General features: G+C 61.8%; 16 protein-coding genes and 1 pseudogene. 3 read left to right on the top strand and 14 right to left on the bottom strand.

From position 1 onward, the window contains the following. Window positions 1-3 precede the first annotated feature (3 nt). The 6 genes and pseudogenes from BLU76_RS15310 to BLU76_RS15335 all read right to left on the bottom strand — a co-directional run. A pseudogene (locus BLU76_RS15310) lies at window positions 4-402 on the bottom strand (helix-turn-helix transcriptional regulator); the annotation flags it as partial. A 137-nt stretch (window positions 403-539) separates the two neighbouring features. Then, window positions 540-2153: a Fic family protein gene (locus BLU76_RS15315; RefSeq protein ID WP_092223315.1), complete on the bottom strand. Its 1614-nt coding sequence runs from the start codon at window positions 2151-2153 to the stop codon at window positions 540-542. A gap of 254 nt (window positions 2154-2407) precedes the next feature. Continuing rightward, window positions 2408-3985: a glutamine-hydrolyzing GMP synthase gene (gene guaA / locus BLU76_RS15320; protein ID WP_045155136.1), complete on the bottom strand. Its 1578-nt coding sequence runs from the start codon at window positions 3983-3985 to the stop codon at window positions 2408-2410. Between the two features lie 79 nt (window positions 3986-4064). After that, complete coding sequence (guaB, locus tag BLU76_RS15325; RefSeq protein WP_092143865.1) at window positions 4065-5534, bottom strand: IMP dehydrogenase; 1470 nt, start codon at window positions 5532-5534, stop codon at window positions 4065-4067. 293 nt (window positions 5535-5827) lie between these two features. Continuing rightward, complete coding sequence (locus tag BLU76_RS15330; RefSeq protein WP_092223370.1) at window positions 5828-6376, bottom strand: sugar ABC transporter ATPase; 549 nt, start codon at window positions 6374-6376, stop codon at window positions 5828-5830. Between the two features lie 70 nt (window positions 6377-6446). Further along, window positions 6447-7214 carry a sulfite exporter TauE/SafE family protein gene (locus BLU76_RS15335; protein ID WP_092143862.1) on the bottom strand — a complete coding sequence of 256 codons (768 nt, stop codon included), beginning with the start codon at window positions 7212-7214 and terminating at the stop codon, window positions 6447-6449. 212 nt (window positions 7215-7426) lie between these two features. Here BLU76_RS15335 and xseA point away from each other — a divergent pair, with 212 nt between their 5' ends. The 3 genes from xseA to leuA all read left to right on the top strand — a co-directional run bounded on the left by xseA (window position 7427) and on the right by leuA (window position 11800). Next, window positions 7427-8806 (top strand): exodeoxyribonuclease VII large subunit, encoded by a 1380-nt coding sequence (gene xseA / locus BLU76_RS15340; RefSeq protein WP_092223372.1) that lies wholly within the window; start codon window positions 7427-7429, stop codon window positions 8804-8806. A 3-nt stretch (window positions 8807-8809) separates the two neighbouring features. Beyond that, window positions 8810-9631, top strand: coding sequence for a peptidoglycan DD-metalloendopeptidase family protein (locus BLU76_RS15345; protein WP_092143859.1), 822 nt, complete (start codon window positions 8810-8812; stop codon window positions 9629-9631). 489 nt (window positions 9632-10120) lie between these two features. Beyond that, window positions 10121-11800, top strand: coding sequence for a 2-isopropylmalate synthase (leuA, locus tag BLU76_RS15355; RefSeq protein WP_063322843.1), 1680 nt, complete (start codon window positions 10121-10123; stop codon window positions 11798-11800). A gap of 193 nt (window positions 11801-11993) precedes the next feature. On the opposite strand, the gene BLU76_RS15360 is transcribed toward leuA, so the two are convergent. The 8 genes from BLU76_RS15360 to ispG all read right to left on the bottom strand — a co-directional run bounded on the left by BLU76_RS15360 (window position 11994) and on the right by ispG (window position 20528). Then, window positions 11994-12407, bottom strand: coding sequence for a hypothetical protein (locus BLU76_RS15360; RefSeq protein ID WP_063322844.1), 414 nt, complete (start codon window positions 12405-12407; stop codon window positions 11994-11996). A gap of 63 nt (window positions 12408-12470) precedes the next feature. Further along, a complete protein-coding gene (locus tag BLU76_RS15365) occupies window positions 12471-13265 on the bottom strand; it encodes an amidohydrolase (protein ID WP_092223317.1) in 795 nt (264 codons plus the stop codon). Further along, window positions 13253-14401 carry a pyridoxal phosphate-dependent aminotransferase gene (locus BLU76_RS15370; protein WP_092223319.1) on the bottom strand — a complete coding sequence of 383 codons (1149 nt, stop codon included), beginning with the start codon at window positions 14399-14401 and terminating at the stop codon, window positions 13253-13255. Before BLU76_RS15370 ends, BLU76_RS15365 begins: the two co-directional genes overlap by 13 nt. Window positions 14402-14671: 270 nt before the next feature. Further along, on the bottom strand, window positions 14672-16144 hold the full coding sequence (der, locus tag BLU76_RS15375) for a ribosome biogenesis GTPase Der (protein WP_063322847.1): 1473 nt from the start codon (window positions 16142-16144) through the stop codon (window positions 14672-14674). 134 nt (window positions 16145-16278) lie between these two features. Further along, a complete protein-coding gene (gene bamB, locus BLU76_RS15380) occupies window positions 16279-17430 on the bottom strand; it encodes an outer membrane protein assembly factor BamB (RefSeq protein ID WP_092223320.1) in 1152 nt (383 codons plus the stop codon). After that, window positions 17423-18064 (bottom strand): YfgM family protein, encoded by a 642-nt coding sequence (locus BLU76_RS15385; protein ID WP_092143856.1) that lies wholly within the window; start codon window positions 18062-18064, stop codon window positions 17423-17425. Before BLU76_RS15385 ends, bamB begins: the two co-directional genes overlap by 8 nt. A gap of 40 nt (window positions 18065-18104) precedes the next feature. Beyond that, window positions 18105-19394 carry a histidine--tRNA ligase gene (hisS, locus tag BLU76_RS15390; RefSeq protein ID WP_014336698.1) on the bottom strand — a complete coding sequence of 430 codons (1290 nt, stop codon included), beginning with the start codon at window positions 19392-19394 and terminating at the stop codon, window positions 18105-18107. 24 nt (window positions 19395-19418) lie between these two features. Continuing rightward, a complete protein-coding gene (gene ispG / locus BLU76_RS15395; RefSeq protein WP_003185136.1) occupies window positions 19419-20528 on the bottom strand; it encodes a flavodoxin-dependent (E)-4-hydroxy-3-methylbut-2-enyl-diphosphate synthase in 1110 nt (369 codons plus the stop codon). Between the last annotated feature and the right edge of the window lie 3 nt (window positions 20529-20531).

The following is a 20531-nucleotide window of genomic DNA, read 5'->3' on the forward strand; positions in this document are numbered from 1 at the left end:
TTGTCACCCAACCAAAGCTTCCAGCTCTTTGGAAGCCATGCCCGGTAACCGTCGGCCTTCTTTCGCAACGTTGACCTGCAACGCCACCTGGGCCACATCCAAAACGCTCTTGGCAAGCGAATAGCTGCCCTTGGCCTGGAGCCAGCTCAGAACGTCTGCCAAGTGCCAGATAGACGCACTCCCCTCGTGCACGGGCGTCGGGAAGCTGCCCGGATGAGCCAACATCAGCTTGCGCATGTTTTGCCGAGATACACCGACGATCTCGGCTACGTCGGTCAGCCCGACGAAATCAGGCGCTACCTCGATCAGTCTGGCCGATGGCACCGCGCGGCGAACGTCGCCCAGCGCACTAAGCACTGCCTTAACCGCATCAGGCGCATCCCGAGTGAACTCAAGTGCCAGTGTGATACCCGCAAGCATACCGCCCGATGATAAACGCAGCTCGGTGCCCGCGGAGGCGGTAGTCGTAGCGAAACGTGACGGGGAAACCGACTGGCAGAAGAACCTCCCCTAGGAGGACGGAAATTGCATGAACGGCTTCAACGGTCGACGGGCTTTCCCGGGCGATATCGATCAATCACAGTAGCACCCGCTCCGCCGTTCTCCTCGAACGCCCGCGAAACGGCATCAACGATTTCGGCCCAGACCCCGACCTGTTGCAGCACGGGCATTTCCTTGGCAAGCACATTGCTCAACTCGCCGCGATTCTGCTCAATTGAGCGCAGCACCCGATCCGCCTGTTGGTCGGGCATCTCGACCACCTCCTTCAGCATCGCGCGGGCACGCGCATGGCTGCGCAGATAACGAGACTCTTCGCGCATCTGCTCGGTCAAAGTCCGGCCAATGATATTGGCCAGAAACACGGTATGAGGTCCGAGATCCGGATAACGCCACAGCGGTCGGGCTTGGTCAGCGCCCTGAAAAGAGAAGTTCGACACAACACCATCTGGATCGGTCGTCTGTCTGGACTCGAAGACTACTCGCTCGCGTACAGCCTGCATAAGCGGCCTGGACACCTGGTCCAGCACTCGGTCATAGCCGCGACGCTCGCCTACGTCATCTGTAATAACCGCAGAGATCGGCAGAATCACAGGATCCGGGATTACGCCGTCGCGTCGCAGTACGTCGTTGACCAAAAACCGGTGCACACGGCCGTTACCATCAGCGAGTGGATGGATATAGACGAAACCAAAGGCTGCAACTGCGCTGCGCATCACCGACGACTGGCCTTGCGTCCTTTCGAGGAACACCCTCAGCCCTTCAAGCATCGCGCCGATTTCATCGGCCGCAGGGGCGACGTAGTGTACGACCTCCTGGTAGCGCACCGTTTCGCCGACGAAAACCGGTGACTGGCGCACGCCGAAGTGGGCGATCGTCGTCCGATCACCGAGAATTTCCCGCTGCAACTCCGCCAGTGCAGCGTTGCTCAATGGCACCAGACCTTGTCCGGTGCGGCGCGCCATCACGTCGGCAAAACGTTGTACTCGCCCTACCCGGTCAGCCTCGCCTTCGATGGCGAAACTGGCCTTGCTTTCGCGTAACGTCATCCAGACCGCCGATCGTATCAGCAGATCCTCGCCGAACTCGTCCGTCAACTCACCGAACAAACGTGGAATGTCCAGACTGGCCGCACGCATCATCGCCTCAGTCTTGACTACGCAGGGGCAGAATTCGCGCGTACCGGCCAGATTGTCATTCACCCGCCAGCGCTGCACCTTGACCACCCGGTCCCGCGATGCCGAAACCAGCTTGGCTTCGTCGATGGCATCGACGTAGTTGCCCCCCAGACGCTCGGGTACGACCAGGGTGTCCCGGGTCAGCCATTCATACAGAAACGCAGCGCGACGCGCATACTGCCCGGTAGGCTCGGCCGCGACCCAGGCTTGGACGAAATCAGGCCCCGTCCGCTCGAAAAGACGGGCCAGGAACTCCAGATGGGGGACTTCATGCCGTAGGTGGAACTGCAGATGCGCGGCAGGCTTTGCATCCGGTCGCATCGCCTCGGGATAGGTTTCCAGACTAAAACCATCGTTGATCTGGGTTGCGCGTCGCCCGCCCGCCTGGCTCGTCACAGGCAGTCTCCCCAGCGGCAGCACGCCATAGAGTCGGGCCAGCCAGCTGGCGCCTATGGGATCGGCGGGCAAATCGATCATAAGGGACCTCTGCGGACAAGAAGGCTTTTCAGGGATTCAAAAATGATGCGAGACGCCTAATCTTGTTAATTGATGCTTAAGATCAGACAAAAACAATTAGAAAACAAGAGAAACGAACAAAAGCGATTATTGCCTGCAATCCAGCTCGTCAGAGCTGAGGAAGGGGCTGAACATGCACCCTTCCTCTGTCCGACTACGGAATCGACGTTGCATCGATTTCAAGATAGCTGGAGATGGCCTCTAGAGACCTCCCTTCACTCCCACTCAATCGTCGCCGGCGGCTTGCTCGACACGTCATACGTCACGCGAGAAATACCTTCGATTTCATTGATGATCCGCCCGGAAACGGTTTCCAGCAGCTCGTATGGCAGGTGTGCCCAGCGAGCGGTCATGAAGTCGATGGTTTCCACGGCACGCAGGGCCACGACCCAGGCGTAACGACGGCCATCACCGACCACGCCGACGGATTTCACCGGTTGGAACACCACGAACGCCTGGCTGACCTTGTGGTACCAGTCGGCCTTGCGCAGTTCTTCGATGAAGATGTGGTCGGCGCGACGCAGCAGGTCGGCGTATTCCTTCTTCACTTCACCGAGGATCCGCACGCCCAGGCCTGGGCCCGGGAATGGGTGGCGGTAGACCATGTCGTAGGGCAGGCCCAGCTCCAGGCCGAGGCGACGAACCTCGTCCTTGAACAGTTCGCGCAGCGGCTCGACCAGCTTGAGGTTCATCTCTTCCGGCAGGCCACCGACGTTGTGGTGGGACTTGATCACGTGGGCCTTGCCGCTCTTGGCGCCGGCCGACTCGATCACGTCGGGATAGATGGTGCCCTGGGCCAGGTACTTGATGTTGTCCAGCTTGCAGGATTCGGCATCGAACACGTCGATGAAGGTACGGCCGATGATCTTGCGTTTCTTCTCTGGGTCGGACTCGCCAGCCAGGTTGTTCAGGAACTGCTCTTCGGCGTTGGCGCGGATCACCTTGACGCCCATGTTCTCGGCGAACATGGCCATCACTTGCTCGCCTTCGTGCAAGCGCAGCAGGCCGTTGTCGACGAAAACGCAGGTCAGCTGATCGCCGATGGCCTTGTGCAGCAGCGCAGCGACCACCGAGGAGTCCACACCGCCGGACAGGCCCAGCAGCACGTTATCGGTACCGACCTGGGCGCGCACCTGGGCGATGGCGTCTTCAGCGATTTTCGACGGGGTCCACAGGGCTTCGCAACCGCAGATGTCGAGGATGAAGCGCGACAGGATGCGGCCGCCCTGCTTGGTGTGGGTCACTTCAGGGTGGAACTGCACGCCGTAGTAACGGCGATCATCGTTGAACATGCCGGCAATCGGGCAGCTCGGGGTGCTGGCCAGGATGTGGAAGTCTTCCGGCATCTTGGTGACTTTGTCACCGTGGCTCATCCACACGTCCAGGCCGAACAGGCCGTCGGCGTCGACGTGGTCTTCGATGCCGTCCAGCAGGCGGCTCTTGCCGACGACGTCAACGCGGGCATAACCGAACTCACGCAGGTCGGAGCCTTCTACCTTGCCGCCCAGCTGTTCGGCCATGGTCTGCATGCCGTAGCAGATACCAAAGACCGGTACACCCAGGTCGAACACGGCTTGCGGGCAGCGCGGGCTGTCGGCTTCGTGCACGGACTCGGGGCCGCCGGCGAGAATCACGCCTTTAGGCGCGAATTCGCGAATCGCTTCGTCATCCATGTCGAACGGATGCAATTCGCAGTACACACCGATCTCACGCACGCGGCGGGCGATCAGCTGGGTGTACTGGGAACCGAAGTCGAGGATCAGGATGCGGTGAGCGTGAATGTCGAGGGCCATGACTCATTCTCATGTAGTGAATCAGAAACAACTCGGGGCTGAATGAACAGCCCCGGTGATTAACGTTTTGCTGGAAGCCTTAACCTACGCGGTAGTTCGGCGCTTCCTTGGTGATCTGTACGTCGTGGACATGGGACTCGGCCATACCGGCACCGGTGATCCGGACGAATTCCGGCTTGGTGCGCATCTCTTCGATGTTGGCGCTGCCGGTGTAGCCCATGGAAGAACGCAGGCCGCCCATCAGTTGATGGATGATGGCGCTCAGGGTGCCTTTGTATGGCACGCGACCTTCTATGCCTTCCGGTACCAGCTTCTCGGCACCCGCGGAGGAGTCCTGGAAGTAACGGTCGGAAGAGCCCTGGGCCTGGGACATGGCACCCAGCGAACCCATGCCGCGATAAGCCTTGTAGCTACGGCCCTGGAACAGTTCGATCTCGCCCGGTGCTTCTTCGGTACCGGCAAACATCGACCCCATCATCACGCAGGAGGCACCGGCGACGATGGCCTTGGACAGGTCACCGGAGAAGCGGATACCGCCGTCGGCGATCAACGGCACGCCCGTGCCTTCAAGGGCGGCGGCGACGTTGGCGATGGCGCTGATCTGCGGCACGCCGACACCGGCAACGATACGGGTGGTGCAGATCGAGCCAGGGCCGATACCGACCTTGACCGCGTCGGCGCCGGCTTCGGCCAAGGCCTTGGCCGCAGCGCCAGTGGCGATATTGCCACCGATCACCTGCACGTCAGGGAAATTCTGCTTGACCCAGCGAACGCGGTCGATCACGCCTTTGGAGTGGCCGTGGGCGGTGTCGACCACCACCACGTCAACACCGGCACTGACCAGGGCCGCGACGCGATCACCGGTGTCCTTGCCGGTGCCGACCGCCGCGCCGACGCGCAGACGACCTTGGTCGTCCTTGCTGGCCAGCGGGTAGGCCTTGGCTTTTTCGATGTCGTTGACGGTCATCATGCCCTTGAGGGCGAATTTGTCGTCGACGATCAGCACGCGCTCGATACGGTGCTTGTGCAGCAACTCGCGGACTTCGTCCTTGTTGGTGCCTTCCTTGACCGTGACCAGGCGCTCTTTAGGCGTCATCACTTGGCGGACGGTGGCATCCAGGCGGTTCTCGAAACGCACGTCGCGGGAGGTGACGATGCCGACCAGGTCGCCATCGTGCAGCACCGGAACGCCGGAGATGTTGTGCATACGGGTCAGTTCGAACAGATCCCGGACCGTGGCGTCAGCCTCGATGGTGATCGGATCCTTGACCACGCCAGCCTCGAACCGCTTGACCTTGCGCACTTCGGCGGCCTGCTGTTCGATGGTCATGTTCTTGTGGATGATACCGATACCGCCTTCCTGGGCCATGGCAATGGCCAGACGGGCTTCGGTCACGGTGTCCATGGCGGCGGAAACCAGGGGGATATTCAGTTCGATGCCACGGGTGAGACGGGTTTTGAGACTGACTTCGTTAGGCAGTACTTCGGAATAACCGGGCACTAGGAGAATGTCGTCGAAGGTCAGAGCTTCTTGGCTGATACGCAGCATCGCGGGGGCTCCCGAGCGGGAAAATGGAAGCGCGCCATTATACTCATGGACCCCGTCTGGCTCAATGTAAAACTCTGTCTATTATTGCCGGGCTGATTGACGGAGCTAATCACTACAATCTCTGGAGCACTCCTGATCCTGTGGCGAGGGGATTTATCCCCGCTGGACTGCGCAGCAGTCCCAAAGCAGTCGACTCATATACCTGATGTACCGCATAGCCTGGGTTTAGGGCCGCTTCGCGCCCCAGCGGGGATAAATCCCCTCGCCACAAAAGCAGTCTCCAGTGCGCTTATCTACAACTCCACCCTCACCCAACTCACCGGCTGATCGAGCCAATCGGCGAATTCATCGAGAAAGTCCTGCTTGAACCCCGCCTCCAGCCAATTGTTGAAGATGAACCCCAGGTTGGAAAACCCGCAGGGCTGCAGGAACAGGAAGCCATTGATGTCGTCTTCATGACCGCATTCAGGGCAAGTGAAGTTGTCGGTGCGCGCCGGCATCCAGTCTTCCAGGCTTTCGAACAGCGCTTCGCCGACTTCCTTGCGGCACTCGGCGCAACCGGCTTCTTCGAGAAAGCCCTTGGCCGGTGTATAGATGCAGCGCTTGGTGATGATCTCCAGGCCATTGATCGCTTCACCGAACGGCAAGGCTTCGGGATGCAGGACCACCTCGCGAGCACCGGGGGCGATGGCGTGGGCCATGCGATTGCCGGTGCGCCCGCAGGTGGTCAGTTGTTCTTCGACGATATTCTTGCGCACCAGCCAGCGCACGATCGCCCGGGCCCGGGGCTCGTGGACCGGCAGGGTGGAAATTTTCGGAACGATGATGCTTTGCGAGTTCATGGCGAGGCCTGGCTGTTTCCCTGGCAGGGTCTGATCAAAGGCCGGCAGCTTAATCCCTGGCGGGGCCAGGTCAAGCACTCAGGTAGCGCCCGATCAACGCGAGGCCGCTGGCAAGCACCAGCCAGGTGACCAGACGCACGAATGCCTCTCGCGACATTTTCATGGTCAAGCGACGCCCTACCCACAACCCCAGCGCCATGGCCGGCAACAAACACAGCGCCAGTACCAACAAGGGTAGCTCGGCATAGACCCCGGCCACGATAAACAGGCTCAGGCGCACCACGGTGCTGCAACTGATCAGGGCACTTTGCGTGGCTCGGGCCGGGTCCTTGGGCAAGCGACTGTTCAGGTAGATGGCATATAAAAAGCCGCCACTGCCAAACAACGCGCCGAACATCCCGCCCACCGTACCCATCGGAACCGCCCACAGCGCCGACAACTGTGTCGGCCGGGTCTTGATCAGCAGGCTGTAGATCGCATAGCAACTGATGAACACCCCCATCAGCAGCAACAACAGGTCGGACTTGAGGTTGAGCAGGAAAATCACCCCGAGGGTGCAGCCCAATGCCATGCACGGCAACAACCGCAGCAGCTCCGGCCGGGACACGTCCCGACGCGATGGCAGCAAGTTGCCAAAGGCCGCGACAAAATCCAACAAGACCAGCAGCGGGACGATTTTCGACAGGGGCATGAACAGCAGCAGGATGGGCGCGGCCACCAGCGCCGTGCCGAACCCGGCAATGCCGAAGACGATGTAGGCCAGGGCAATGGCCGAGCCGATCACCAGCCATTGCGTGGGGGTAAATGCCCACTGGCCCAACCATGGGAGAAGATTCATCCGGCACTTCCTTGATGAGGAGAGCGGCGACTTTAGCCAGAGGTCGGGGGCTTATCCAGCATTTGTGGTGACAGGCCTGTCGCTATCGCGAGCAAGCTCGCACACATTTGATCTTCAGTGCGACATAGGTCCCCTGCGGGAGATTCCATGTCGCAGGGCAACCCGGTCTAATTGTCTGCACACCATTGGCGAATCCCCTTATCATGCCGCCCATGATTAAAGATCCCTTTGCCCGACTGGGCCTGGACCGTGAGGTCTTGACTGTCAGCCAGCTCAACGGCCGTGCGCGGGTGTTGCTCGAAGACGTGTTCAGCAACATCTGGGTCGAGGGCGAAATCTCCAACCTCGCCCGCCCGGCCTCCGGCCACGTGTACTTCACCCTCAAGGACAGCGGTGCCCAGGTGCGTTGCGCGTTGTTCCGGCAGAACGCCGCGCGGGTGCGCCAGGCCTTGAAAGACGGGTTGGCGGTGAAAGTGCGCGGCAAGGTCTCGCTGTTCGAAGGCCGTGGCGATTATCAACTGATCCTCGACACCGTCGAGCCAGCCGGCGATGGCGCCCTGCGCCTGGCCTTCGATGCCTTGAAGGAAAAACTCAGCGCCGAGGGCCTGTTCAGCGCCGAGCGCAAGGTGCCGCTGCCGGCCCATCCGCAACGCATCGGCATCATCAGTTCGCCCACCGGCGCGGTGATCCGCGACATCATCAGTGTCTTCCGCCGCCGCGCGCCGCAGATCGCCCTGACCCTGATCCCCACCGCCGTGCAAGGGCGCGAAGCCACCGCACAAATCGTCCGCGCCCTGAAGCTGGCCGACGCCCGTGGTTTCGATGCGCTGATCCTGGCCCGGGGCGGCGGTTCGCTGGAAGACTTGTGGTGCTTCAACGAAGAAGCCGTAGCCCGGGCGGTGGATGCCTGCGTCACGCCGATCGTCAGCGCCGTGGGCCATGAAACCGATGTGTCCATCAGCGATTTCGTCGCCGACGTACGCGCCCCGACCCCGTCCGCCGCCGCCGAACTGCTGGCACCGGATGCTGGCGACCTGGTGCGCCGGGTCGAAAGCCTGCATCGTCGGCTGGTGATGCGCATGCGCGACCGCCTGATGCGCGATCAACTGCGCCTCGAAGGCCTGACCCGACGCCTGCGCCACCCCGGCGAACGCCTGCGCCAGCAAGCCCAGCGCCTCGACGATCTGGACATGCGCCTGCGCCGGGCCTTCGAGCGCAGCCTTAATACCCGCCGCGAACGCTTGATCCGCCTGGAAACCCGCCTGGCCGGGCAACATCCAGGCCGGCAGCTGGCGTTGCTGCGCCAGCGCCTGGACAGCCTCGCCGAACGCCTGCCCCGGGCGATGCGCGAAGGCCTGAAAGCGCGACGCGTGCAGCTGCACAACCAGATGCAGACGCTGCACATCGTCAGCCCCCTGGCGACCCTCGGCCGCGGCTACAGCATTCTGCTCGACGAACGCGGCCAGGCGATCCGCAGTGCCGGGCAAACCCAGACCGGCCAGCGCCTGACCGCCCGCCTTGGCGAAGGTGAGCTGCTGGTACGGGTCGAAGACAATCACCTCACGCCGGTCACCCTTTCTTTACTGGATTGATTCATGCCGCGATATCTCGCCCCTTTGCTCTTGCTGTGCCTGGCCTTCAACGCCCATGCCGACAGTTACATCACCCGCCTGCTGAACAAACCGGTGCCCGGCGGCGTGGCCGTGGTGGACCTGGGCAGCGCCGCCAAGGCACCGAAAGCCAGTTACCAGGGCAAGCCGGTGCTGGTGGTCAAGGAACAGGACAACTGGCTGGCGATTGTCGGCATCCCGCTGACGGTGCAGCCCGGCACGCAACAGATCAGCAGTGGCGGCGGCACCCAGCCGTTCGTGGTCGGCTACAAGAAGTACCCCGAGCAACACATCACCCTGAAGAACAAGCGCCAGGTCAACCCGAACCCGGCGGACCTCAAGCGCATCGATGCCGAGCTGGCGGTGCAACTGAAGGCCTACCGCAGCTTCAGCCCGAACATCCCCAGCAACCTGTTGCTGGACAAACCGGTCAACGGCCCGCTGTCGAGCAAGTTCGGCGTGCGCCGCTTCTTCAACGGCGAAGAACGCAACCCCCACGCCGGCCTGGACTTCGCCGTGCCCGCCGGCACGCCGATCAAGACCCCGGCCGCCGGCAAGGTGATCCTCACCGGTAATTACTTCTTCAATGGCAACACCGTGTTCGTCGACCATGGCCAAGGCTTCATCAGCATGTTCTGCCACATGTCGAAGATCGATGTGAAGGTCGGCCAGCAACTGGCCCGGGGCACCGTGGTGGGCAAGGTCGGCGCCACCGGCCGCGCGACCGGGCCGCACATGCACTGGAACATCAGCCTGAACGATGCCCGGGTGGATCCGGCGATTTTCATCGGTGCGTTTCAGCCCTGAGATGTGTGCCAGGGCTACTGGCCTCATCGCGAGCAAGCTCGGCTCCCACAGGTACAGCGCTGTTCTTAAAAGTACCTACTCCCACAGGTACAGCACTCTTTCACAAGTACCGAGCTACCCTGTGGGAGCCGAGCTTGCTCGCGATGGGGCCGGCAGTAGCACCGCCTCTTCCTGAATTGCCGAGCCACAAACATCGACGCAATAAAACTACAAATTTCCGAAAAACTCGCGATTAAATCTCGCAAAACCTCCCCAAAGCAGAACTTATCTCAATTTTTTCCGACTGCTTGCGATCCTTCCCTCACGCGGTTAGGGTTGAAGGCATGAAAACCTCTCACACCCTCATTCAGCTTCGCCAGCACCGCAGCCTGTGCCTCGTCAGCGCACGACTGCCAGGCTGAATCGCGGCACCTCGTCCAGGCTTCAAGCCACCCCATTCGAACCACCGGCAGGCCGCCTTTTTCCGGCCACGACAATAAGGATTTCCCCATGAGCATGCTCAAAGACCCGTCTTCCAAATACCGCGCCTTCCCGACCATCAACCTGCCGGATCGCACCTGGCCGTCGAAGACCATCACCGCCGCGCCGATCTGGTGCAGCTCCGACCTGCGCGACGGCAACCAGTCGCTGATCGAGCCGATGGACGCGGTCAAGAAACTGCGTTTCTGGAAAACCCTCGTCGCGGTGGGCGTGAAGGAAATCGAAGCATCGTTCCCAGCCGCTTCGCAAACCGACTTCGACTTCGTGCGCACCCTCATCGAAGAAGGCCACATCCCGGACGACACCACCATCCAAGTGCTGACCCAGGCCCGTGAAGACCTGATCGCCCGTACGTTCGAATCCCTGCGCGGCGCGAAAAAAGCCATCGTCCACCTGTACAACGCCACCTGCCCGTCGTTCCGCCGCATCGTGTTCAACCAGGACAAGGAAGGCGTGAAGGAAATCGCGGTGAACGCGGCCAAGCTGTTCGTCAAATACGCCGCCCAGCAGCCGGAAACCCAGTGGCAGTTCGAGTATTCGCCAGAGACTTTCAGCGCCACTGAGCTGGAATTTGCCAAGGAAGTCTGCGACGCAGTGATCGAAGTCTGGAACCCGACGCCCGAACGCAAGGTGATCCTCAACCTGCCCGCTACCGTGGAAGTCGCCACCCCGAACATCTACGCCGACCAGATCGAGTGGTTCCACCGCAACATCAGCCGGCGTGACAGCGTGCTCATCAGCCTGCACACCCACAACGACCGTGGCACTGGCGTGGCCGCTACCGAGCTGGGCCTGATGGCCGGCGCCGACCGTGTCGAAGGCTGCCTGTTCGGCAACGGCGAACGCACCGGTAACGTCGACCTGGTGACCGTGGCGCTGAACCTCTACACCCAGGGCGTCAACCCGGAGCTGGACTTCTCCGACATCGACGGCGTGCGCAAAGTGGTCGAGGAATGCAACCAGATTCCGGTGCACCCGCGTCATCCGTACGTTGGCGACCTGGTTCATACCGCGTTCTCCGGCTCGCACCAGGATGCCATCCGCAAGGGCTTCGCCCAGCAGAAATCGGACGGTCTGTGGGAAGTGCCATACCTGCCAATCGACCCGGCCGACATCGGTCGCAGCTACGAGGCGGTGATTCGCGTCAACAGCCAGTCGGGCAAGGGCGGTATCGCCTACCTGCTGGAACAGGAATACGGCATCAGCCTGCCGCGTCGCATGCAGATCGAGTTCAGCCAGGTGGTACAGCGCGAAACCGATCGCCTGGGCCTGGAAATGACTGCACAGCAGATCCACGCCTTGCTGCAGCGTGAATACCTGCAAGCCAACACTCCGTACGCACTGGTCAGCCATCGCCTGCAGGAAGAAAACGGCAATAGCGCCGTAGAAGTGGAAGTGGCCAGCAAGGGCCAGGGCGAGACCAACCTGCACTGGCGCGGCAAGGGCAACGGCGCGCTGGAAGCCCTGGTGGCCGGCCTGCCGATTCCGGTGGAGATCATGGACTACAACGAACACGCCATCGGCGCCGGCACCAATGCCAAGGCGGCGGCCTACATTGAACTGCGAGTCAACGGCGAGCGTGCGGTGCATGGCGTGGGTATCGATGAGAACATCACTACCGCTAGCTTCAAGGCGCTGTTCAGTGCGCTGAACCGCTCGTTGAGCCAGCCGGAAGCCAAGGCGGCCTGATCTACAGCTGAAATGCAAAAAGGCCCTGGGGTGTGAACCCTGGGGCCTTTTTGTTTGGCTGATGGTTGGGTGCTGACTGTACTGGCCTCATCGCGAGCAAGCTCTCCACACTGGATCTTCAGTGGAGCCGAAATCCTGTGCCCCTGTGGGAGCGAGCTTGCTCGCGATGGCGGCCTGTCAGACAACCAAAATGTCAGGCATGGGTATCGACAGAAACGGTCATGGCCTGCAACAACGACGCCCGCAGGGTTTGCAGCATCGCTTGGGTACCCATGATCTGGGTCTGGATGGCCATGGCCTGCTGGGCCTTCTGCTCTTCGTTGGCCTGGCTTTTCTGGACCCGGGCCAACTGGGCTTGCTGCTGGGCCAGCAGTTTCTCGGCCTGCTCGATCTGCTTTTTCAGTTGCTCGATGATGTCCCCACCGCCGCTGGCGGGAGCACCGGCGACATTCGCGCCGCGGGTATCGACCTGCAGTGTCTTGTCTTTGTCGTCGGCGTCAGTCGATGCCACTGGACTGACCGCTTTCTCTTCTTCAGTCCCGCGGATGGAGACTTTAGGGGCTGACAATGGATAAGGGTTTACGGTGGTTGCGCTGATACTGGTCATAGGGACTTCTCCTTGGCTGACCGGTTATCGGCATGCAACACCGTTCCTTGAGGCTGAATCGTTTCAATTCGTGAGTTCGAAGCGATCAGCATCCAGGTTCGCCGGAAACCGCGTGCGATACGCCGCCAGGTCCGCTGCGTTCAAGCACACCTTGAACACACCATCCGCTTCACCGGCGCTGAGCAAGCTCTCGCCCTGGAAATCCAGCACCTGGCTGTCACCGGTATAGGCGAAACCCTTGCCGTCGGTACCAACACGGTTTACCGCGGCCACGTAGCACAGGTTCTCGATCGCCCGGGCCGGCAACAGCCGATTCCAGTGCAAACGCCGCGCCCCGGGCCAGTTGGCGGTGTATAGCAGCAGGTCGGTGTCCTCGGCGTCGCGGCTCCAGACCGGGAAGCGCAGGTCGTAGCAAATCAGCGGACGAATCCGCCAGCCCTTGAGCTCGAACAGCACCTGTCGCTCACCCGGGGTGTAGTGGTTGTGTTCCCCCGCCATGCGAAACAGATGGCGCTTGTCGTAATGCAACACTTCGCCATCCGGCCGCGCCCAGAGCAAGCGATTGCGATGGCTACCGTCCGCGGCCTGGATGATCACACTGCCGGTAATCACCGCGTCCAGCTTCGCCGCCTGGGCCTTGAGCCATTGGCGCGTCGGGCCGTTCTCCGGCTCCGCCAGGGTCTCGGATTCCATGGAGAAACCCGTGGTGAACATCTCTGGCAGGATGATCAGATCAGCCCCACGTGCCTGCTCAAGCAGCGCTTCGAAATGCTCAAGGTTGGCCCGGCGGTCGTGCCAGGCCAGGGTGGTCTGGACCAGTGCAATGTCGAGGTCCGGTAACGTGCTCAGATCACGCATAGTTTTTCCGCCGCTTCGCGCAGCGTCTCCTCGCGTTTGGCAAAGCACAGGCGCACCAGGCGCTGGCCTTGGGGTGGGTGCTGGTAGAACACCGAGATCGGAATCGTCGCCACGCCATGCTCGCGGGTCATCCACACGGCCATGTCGACGTCATTCAGGTCCGGGCGAATCTGCGAGTAGTCCACCAACTGGAAATAGGTGCCGGTCACGCGCTTGAAGCTGAACCGTGACGGGGCGAGCAGATCGCAGAACAGGTCACGCTTGGCCTGGTAGAAGTCCGGCAGTCCGTTGACGTGTTCCGGATGTTCGGCCATGTAGTCGGCCAGGGCGTACTGCAACGGCGTCACGCCGCAGAAGCTGACGTACTGGTGTACCTTGCGTAGTTCCGCCGTCAAGGCCGCTGGCGCCACCACGTAGCCGGTTTTCCAGCCGGTGACGTGGTAGGTCTTGCCGAACGAACTGACCACGAAGGCGCGGCGGTACAGTTCTTCGTGGGCCAGGACACTGGCGTGGGCGACGCCGTCGAACACCAAGTGTTCGTAGACCTCGTCGCTGACCAGGTAGATGTCACGGTCGCGAATCAGCGTCGCCAACTGATCCAGTTCGGCGCGGCTGATCAGGGCACCACTGGGGTTGTGCGGCGAGTTGAGGATGATCATGCGCGTACGCGGGCTCAGGGCTTCGCCGAGCTTCTCGAAGTCGATGACGAAGTCATCCAGGCCCAATGGCACGTGCACGCAGCGCCCACCGGCCAATAGAACGGAAGGCTCATAGCTGTCGTAGCTGGGGTCGAAGACGATCACTTCGTCACCGCTGTGGACCACCGCCGCGATGGCACAGAAAATCGCCTGGGTCGCGCCAGGGGTCACGGTGACCTCTTGATCGGCATCGACGTTGGCGCCGTAGCTGCGGGCGATCTTCGCTGCGATCTGCTGGCGTAGCGCCGGCAGGCCGGTCATGGGCGAATACTGGTTATGGCCTTGGGCAATGTGCCGGCCAACCGCATCGCGCAGGGCCTGCGGGCCATCGAAATCGGGAAATCCCTGGGACAGATTGAGCGCACCGGTCTGCGCCGCGAGCTGGGACATCTGAGTAAAGATAGTGATGCCGACATTCGGCAACTTGCTGGTGATCATCAAGGGTTCCCTGCTCTGCACCCGGCTCTGGTGCGGCGCGGGAGAGCTCGAGAATAGCCCAATCGCCGGGCATGAAAAAGGGTGCCACCAAGGACACCCTTTTCATGTCGCCGAACGACCGTGGCGAGGGAGCTTGCTCCCGCTGGGCTGCGCAGCAGCCCCTGGGTTGTGCCTGATGCACTGCGGGGGCAGAGACATCTGGGGGGCGCTTCGCACCCCAGCGGGAGCAAGCTCCCTCGCCACACAAGCTTCCGGGCAACAGGTATTGAATCAGCGCTTGTCGCGGCGCTTCTTGTCGGCCTTCTTGTGGTGCGACATCAAGCGGCGCTTCTTGTTGACCTGGCGGTCGGTGAGCGTGTTCTTGTTGCCTTCGTACGGGTTCTCGCCGCCCTTGAACTCGATGCGGATCGGCGTGCCGACCAGCTTCAGGACGCGACGGTAGGTGTTCTCCAGGTAACGAACGTACGACTTGGGCACCTTCTCGATCTGGTTACCGTGGATCACGATAATCGGCGGGTTGGCACCGCCCAAGTGGGCGTAGCGCAGCTTGATCCGACGGTTGTTGACCATCGGTGGCGCGTGCTCGCCTACCGCATCTTCGAGGATCTGGGTAAGGCGGTTGGTCGGCCAGCGGGTCACCGCGGACTTGAACGAGTTCTGCACCGAAGCGTAGAGGTTGCCCACGCCCGTGCCGTGCAGAGCCGAGATGAAGTGGATGTCGGCGAAGTCGACGAAGAACAGGCGACGCTGCAATTCGACCTTGACGAAATCCCGTTCGCTCGGCGTCATGCCGTCCCACTTGTTGATCGCGATGACCAGCGCACGACCGGCTTCCAGGGCGAAACCCAGCAGGTTCAGGTCGTGATCGACCACACCCTCGCGGGCATCCATCACGAAGATCACCACGTTGGCGTCCTTGATCGCCTGCAAGGTCTTGACCACGGAGAACTTTTCAACTTCTTCGTGGATCTTGCCGCGCTTGCGCACACCGGCGGTGTCGATCAGCGTGTACTTCTCTTCGTTACGCTCGAAGGGAATGTAGATGCTGTCACGGGTGGTGCCGGGCTGGTCATAAACGATGACCCGGTCTTCGCCGAGCATGCGGTTGACCAGCGTCGACTTGCCCACGTTGGGACGGCCGATGATGGCGATCTTGATCCCGTCTTTCTCGCTTGGGCCCGGAATGCGCTTGGCTTCCTCGCCTTCGGCAACGATCTCTTCCTCGCCCTCTTCCGGCTCTTCCACGTCGTCCTTGGGGAAACTCTCCAGGGCGATTTCCAGCATCTGGGTGATGCCACGACCGTGGGCACCGGCGATCGGGATCGCCTGGCCCATGCCCAACGGTGCGAACTCGGCACGGGCCATGTCCGGGTCGATGTTGTCGACCTTGTTGGCGACCACGTAGGAACGCTTGTTACGCTTGCGCAAATGCTCGGCGATCATCTGGTCGGCGGCGGTAAAACCGGCCTTGGCGTCTACCAGGAACAGCACCACATCGGCTTCTTCAATGGCGAGCAGCGACTGCTCGGCCATTTTTTCGTCCATGCCATGTTCATCACCGGAGATGCCGCCGGTGTCGACCAGAATATAGGTACGCCCTTGCCACTTGGCCTCACCGTATTGGCGATCACGGGTCAGACCGGACAAGTCGCCGACAATGGCGTCGCGAGTCCTGGTCAGGCGATTGAACAAGGTGGACTTGCCGACGTTCGGTCGGCCCACCAGGGCGATTACGGGAACCATGCGGCTCTCCACTTCGTTATTTCAGAAAATACAAAAGCCGCTGCGAGGCAGCGGCTGGTGCTCGGGGCAGTCTGTGCAAGCCCTGCAAACCTTGAGAACAAGGCCGCTTGGGGGGATTAGCCCCAAGCATAGTCTTACTTGATGGTCAGGGCTTCCAGTTTGCCGCTGTTGCCATACACATAGATCATGTTGCCCGCCACCAGCGGACGAGCCCGCAGGCCGTCGCTGTCGATGCGCTCGCGGCCGACGAAACGGCCGTCCACCTGGCTGAGCAGGTGCAGGTAACCTTCCAGGTCACCCACTGCAACGTAGCTGGAGAACACTTCCGGGGCCGACAGTTGACGACGGGCCAGGGAGTCGTTGCTCCACAAGGCGGTGGTGGAACGCTCGTCAACGCCTTCGACGGTGCCCGAGGACAGGCTCACGTAGACGCTGCCAAAACCCTGGGCGACACCGGCGTAGCTGGACGCATCGCGCTGCCACAACGGACGACCGCTTTCCAGGTCCAGTGCCGCCACGCGGCCCTGATAGCTGGCGACGTACAACGTACCGCCGGACAGCAGCAAGCCACCGTCGATGTCGACCACACGCTCCAGCTCCGAACGACCTTGCGGGATCGCTACGCGCTGTTCCCAGACCGGCACGCCGTTGGAAATATCCAGGGCCACCACTTTACCGGTCGACAAGCCAGCCACCGCCAGGCGGTTGGTAACGATCGGTGCACTGGTGCCGCGCAGGGTCAGTACCGCCGGGGTGCTGTCGTACAACCAGCGCTGGTTGCCGGTGGCGGCATCCAGGCCGATCAGGCGGTCGTCCTGGGTCTGGACCACCACCACGTCGCCGTTGGTGGCCGGCGGTGCGAGCACTTCGCTGGTCACGCGGGCGCGCCATTTCTCTTCACCGCTGCTCGCGTCCAGGGCGACGATCTCGCCCTTGAGCGTGCCGATCATGACCAGGCCGTAACCCACGCCAACGGCGCCGGAAACGGGCAGTTCGAGATCTTTCTCCCATTTGACGTCGCCGTTGCTGCGATCCATCGCCATGACCACGCCCGTGACGTCGCCGGCATAGATGGTGTCGCCATCGATGGCCGGCACCAGCATGTTGTAGGTTTCACCCTGGCCATCGCCGATGGAACGGCTCCACTGCTTCTGCAGCACGACTTCTTCTTTGAAGTCGGTCAGTTCGGCCGGAGGCAGTTCTTTCTTGCTGTTGCTGCTGCAACCCGCGGCCAGAATGGCCAGGGCCAGCAATGCTGCATGTTTCCACTGGATCACGTCACGCATCCCCTTTGGCCAGGTCGTCCAGCTTGATTTGCAGGCCACCGACCGCGGCTTCATCCGACAGCGCAGCCTTGGCTTTTTGGTAGGCCGCATGGGCCTCATCGGCACGGCCCAGCTGTACCAGCAGGTCGCCCTTGAGTTCTTCGCGGGTCGCCAGGAACGCCTTGTCGGCATCGCCGTCGAGCAGCTTCAACGCCTCTTCAGCCTTGTTCTGTGCCGCCAGTACCTGCGCCAGGCGCTGACGCGCCACTTCGCCCAGGGTCGGGTTGGCCGGTTTGTCGACGATACCTTTGAGCTCAGTGGCCGCGTCGTCCAATTTGCCGCTGTCCACCGCCACCTTGGCCACGAACAGGCGACCGTACTGGGCGTAGGCAGTGCCGCCGAATTCCTTGTCCAGCTTGCCGGCCAGGTCCGCCACGCGGGCAGGGTCAGGCTTGCCGTCCGGGGTCAGGGTGGTTTCCAGCAATTGCTGGTAGAGCACCGAGGCGCCTTGCGACTGGTTGCTCTGGTATTTCTGGTAGGCCTGCCAGCCGAACACGATGACCAGCGCCAACAGGCCGCCAGTGACCAGCGGCTTGCCGTTGCGCGTCCACCAGTCCTTCAAATCCGCCAGCTGTTCATCTTCGGTACTCGACACCCCAATACTCCTTAATCGCTAAATCGGCTGTTTGACAGCTTCAACCCTGCACGACGCAGGTGGCCAGGTGTGCAGCAAGCGCATCCCAGGCAATGCTTTGTTGTTCGCCCTGGCCACGCAGGGGTTTGAAACCTACCACTTGTTGGGCCAGTTCGTCGTCACCGAGGATCAGTGCGTACAACGCACCGCTCTTGTCGGCCTTCTTGAATTGGCTCTTGAAGCTGCCGGCGCCGGCGTTGATTTGCAAGCGCAGGTTGGGCAACTGGTCGCGGATCCGCTCGCTCAACGACAAGGCGGCCAGTTCGGCGGCCTCGCCAAAGGCGCACAGGTAGACGTCGACCTGACGGGACAGTTCTTCGGGGACCTTGTCCAAGGCTTCCAGCATCAGCACCAGGCGCTCGATGCCCATGGCAAAGCCCACGCCAGGGGTCGGCTTGCCGCCCATCTGTTCAACCAGTCCGTCGTAGCGGCCGCCAGCACATACGGTGCCTTGGGCGCCGAGTTTGTCGGTGACCCACTCGAAGACGGTCTTGCTGTAGTAGTCCAGACCACGGACCAACTTGGGGTTGATCACGTAAGGGATGCCCACGGCGTCGAGGCGCGCCTTCAGCCCTTCGAAGTGTGCACGGGATTCGTCGTCGAGGTAGTCGGCCATTTTCGGCGCGTCGACCAGGACTGCTTGGGTCTCGGCATTCTTGGTGTCGAGCACACGCAGCGGGTTGGTCTTCAGACGGCGCTGGCTGTCTTCGTCGAGCTTGTCCAGGTGGGCAGAAAGAAACTCCACCAACGCTTCACGGTAGCGGCCACGGGACTCGCTGGTGCCCAGGCTGTTGAGCTCGAGCTTGACCGCATCGCGAAGCCCCAGCTCGCCCCACAGGCGCCAGGTCATGACAATCAGCTCGGCATCGATGTCCGGACCTTCGAGGTTGAACACTTCCAGGCCAATCTGGTGGAACTGGCGATAACGGCCTTTCTGCGGACGCTCGTGACGAAACATCGGGCCGACGTACCAGAGTTTCTGCACCTGGCCGCCGCCGGTGATGCCGTGCTCGAGCACCGCACGCACGCAGGCCGCCGTGCCTTCGGGGCGCAGGGTCAGGGAGTCGCCATTGCGGTCGTCGAAGGTGTACATCTCTTTTTCGACGATGTCGGTCACTTCACCGATGGAGCGCTTGAACAGCTCGGTGAACTCGACGATCGGCATGCGGATCTGCCGATAGCCGTAGTTATCCAGCAGACGCGCCACAGTGCCCTCGAAATAACGCCACAGGGGCGTCTGCTCGGGCAGGATGTCGTTCATGCCACGAATGGCTTGCAGGGACTTGCTCACAGGTAATCCTTAAATTCGTTCGACTCAACCACGCGCAATCACTGCGGCGTCGGCTTCGACCTTTTCGGCCGCTTTCTGGCGAATCAGCCGTTCCAGCTCATCCACCAGATTGTCATTCGTCAGTTTCTGCGACGGCTTGCCGTCGATGTAAATCAGGTTCGGTGTACCGCCAGTCAGGCCGATGTGCGCCTCCTTGGCTTCGCCCGGCCCGTTGACCACGCAACCGATCACCGCGACATCCAGCGGCACCAGCAGGTCTTCGAGGCGCCCTTCCAGCTCGTTCATGGTCTTGACCACATCGAAGTTCTGCCGCGAGCAGCTCGGGCAGGCGATGAAGTTGATGCCACGGGAACGCAGGTGCAGGGACTTGAGAATGTCGTAGCCGACTTTCACTTCCTCGACCGGGTCAGCCGCCAACGAGATGCGGATGGTATCGCCAATCCCTTCGGCGAGCAGCATACCGAGGCCGACGGCGGATTTCACCGTGCCCGAACGCAACCCACCGGCTTCGGTGATGCCCAGGTGCAGCGGCTGGACGATTTCCTTGGCCAGCAGGCGGTAGGCTTCGACGGCCATGAACACGTCGGACGCCTTCACGCTGACCTTGAAGTCCTGGAAATTCAGGCGCTCGAGGTGCTCGACGTGGCGCAGGGCCGACTCCACCAGTGCCGCCGGGGTCGGTTCGCCGTATTTCTTTTGCAGGTCTTTTTCCAGGGAACCGGCGTTCACGCCGATGCGGATCGGGATGCCCCGGTCGCGGGCGGCATCCACTACGGCACGGACACGGTCTTCGCGACCGATGTTGCCCGGGTTGATGCGCAGGCAATCCACGCCCAACTCCGCCACGCGCAGGGCGATGCGGTAGTCGAAGTGGATGTCGGCCACCAAGGGGACCTTGACCAGTTGCTTGATCTTGCCGAACGCCTCGGCGGCGTCCATGTCCGGCACCGATACGCGCACGATGTCGACACCGGCGGCTTCCAGGCGGTTGATCTGGGCGACCGTGGCGGCTACATCATTGGTGTCGCTGTTGGTCATGCTCTGCACAGCGATAGGCGCATCGCCGCCCACGGGCACGTTGCCGACCCAGATTTTTCGGGATTCGCGACGCTTGATAGGAGATTCGCCGTGCATGAC

Source organism: Pseudomonas sp. NFACC08-1 (assembly GCF_900106735.1).
Lineage (GTDB): Bacteria > Pseudomonadota > Gammaproteobacteria > Pseudomonadales > Pseudomonadaceae > Aquipseudomonas > Aquipseudomonas fluorescens_Q.

Excerpts from the sequence above, each read along its gene's own strand:
- der (WP_063322847.1), bottom strand. The coding sequence starts at position 16,144 with ATGGTTCCCGTAATCGCCCTGGTGGGCCGACCGAACGTCGGCAAGTCC.
- BLU76_RS15345 (WP_092143859.1), top strand. The coding sequence starts at position 8,810 with ATGCCGCGATATCTCGCCCCTTTGCTCTTGCTGTGCCTGGCCTTCAAC.
- BLU76_RS15365 (WP_092223317.1), bottom strand. The coding sequence starts at position 13,265 with ATGCGTGATCTGAGCACGTTACCGGACCTCGACATTGCACTGGTCCAG.
- BLU76_RS15370 (WP_092223319.1), bottom strand. The coding sequence starts at position 14,401 with ATGATCACCAGCAAGTTGCCGAATGTCGGCATCACTATCTTTACTCAG.
- BLU76_RS15335 (WP_092143862.1), bottom strand. The coding sequence starts at position 7,214 with ATGAATCTTCTCCCATGGTTGGGCCAGTGGGCATTTACCCCCACGCAA.
- BLU76_RS15330 (WP_092223370.1), bottom strand. The coding sequence starts at position 6,376 with ATGAACTCGCAAAGCATCATCGTTCCGAAAATTTCCACCCTGCCGGTC.
- guaA (WP_045155136.1), bottom strand. The coding sequence starts at position 3,985 with ATGGCCCTCGACATTCACGCTCACCGCATCCTGATCCTCGACTTCGGT.
- leuA (WP_063322843.1), top strand. The coding sequence starts at position 10,121 with ATGAGCATGCTCAAAGACCCGTCTTCCAAATACCGCGCCTTCCCGACC.
- BLU76_RS15315 (WP_092223315.1), bottom strand. The coding sequence starts at position 2,153 with ATGATCGATTTGCCCGCCGATCCCATAGGCGCCAGCTGGCTGGCCCGA.
- BLU76_RS15360 (WP_063322844.1), bottom strand. The coding sequence starts at position 12,407 with ATGACCAGTATCAGCGCAACCACCGTAAACCCTTATCCATTGTCAGCC.
- ispG (WP_003185136.1), bottom strand. The coding sequence starts at position 20,528 with ATGCACGGCGAATCTCCTATCAAGCGTCGCGAATCCCGAAAAATCTGG.
- xseA (WP_092223372.1), top strand. The coding sequence starts at position 7,427 with ATGATTAAAGATCCCTTTGCCCGACTGGGCCTGGACCGTGAGGTCTTG.
- bamB (WP_092223320.1), bottom strand. The coding sequence starts at position 17,430 with ATGCGTGACGTGATCCAGTGGAAACATGCAGCATTGCTGGCCCTGGCC.
- guaB (WP_092143865.1), bottom strand. The coding sequence starts at position 5,534 with ATGCTGCGTATCAGCCAAGAAGCTCTGACCTTCGACGACATTCTCCTA.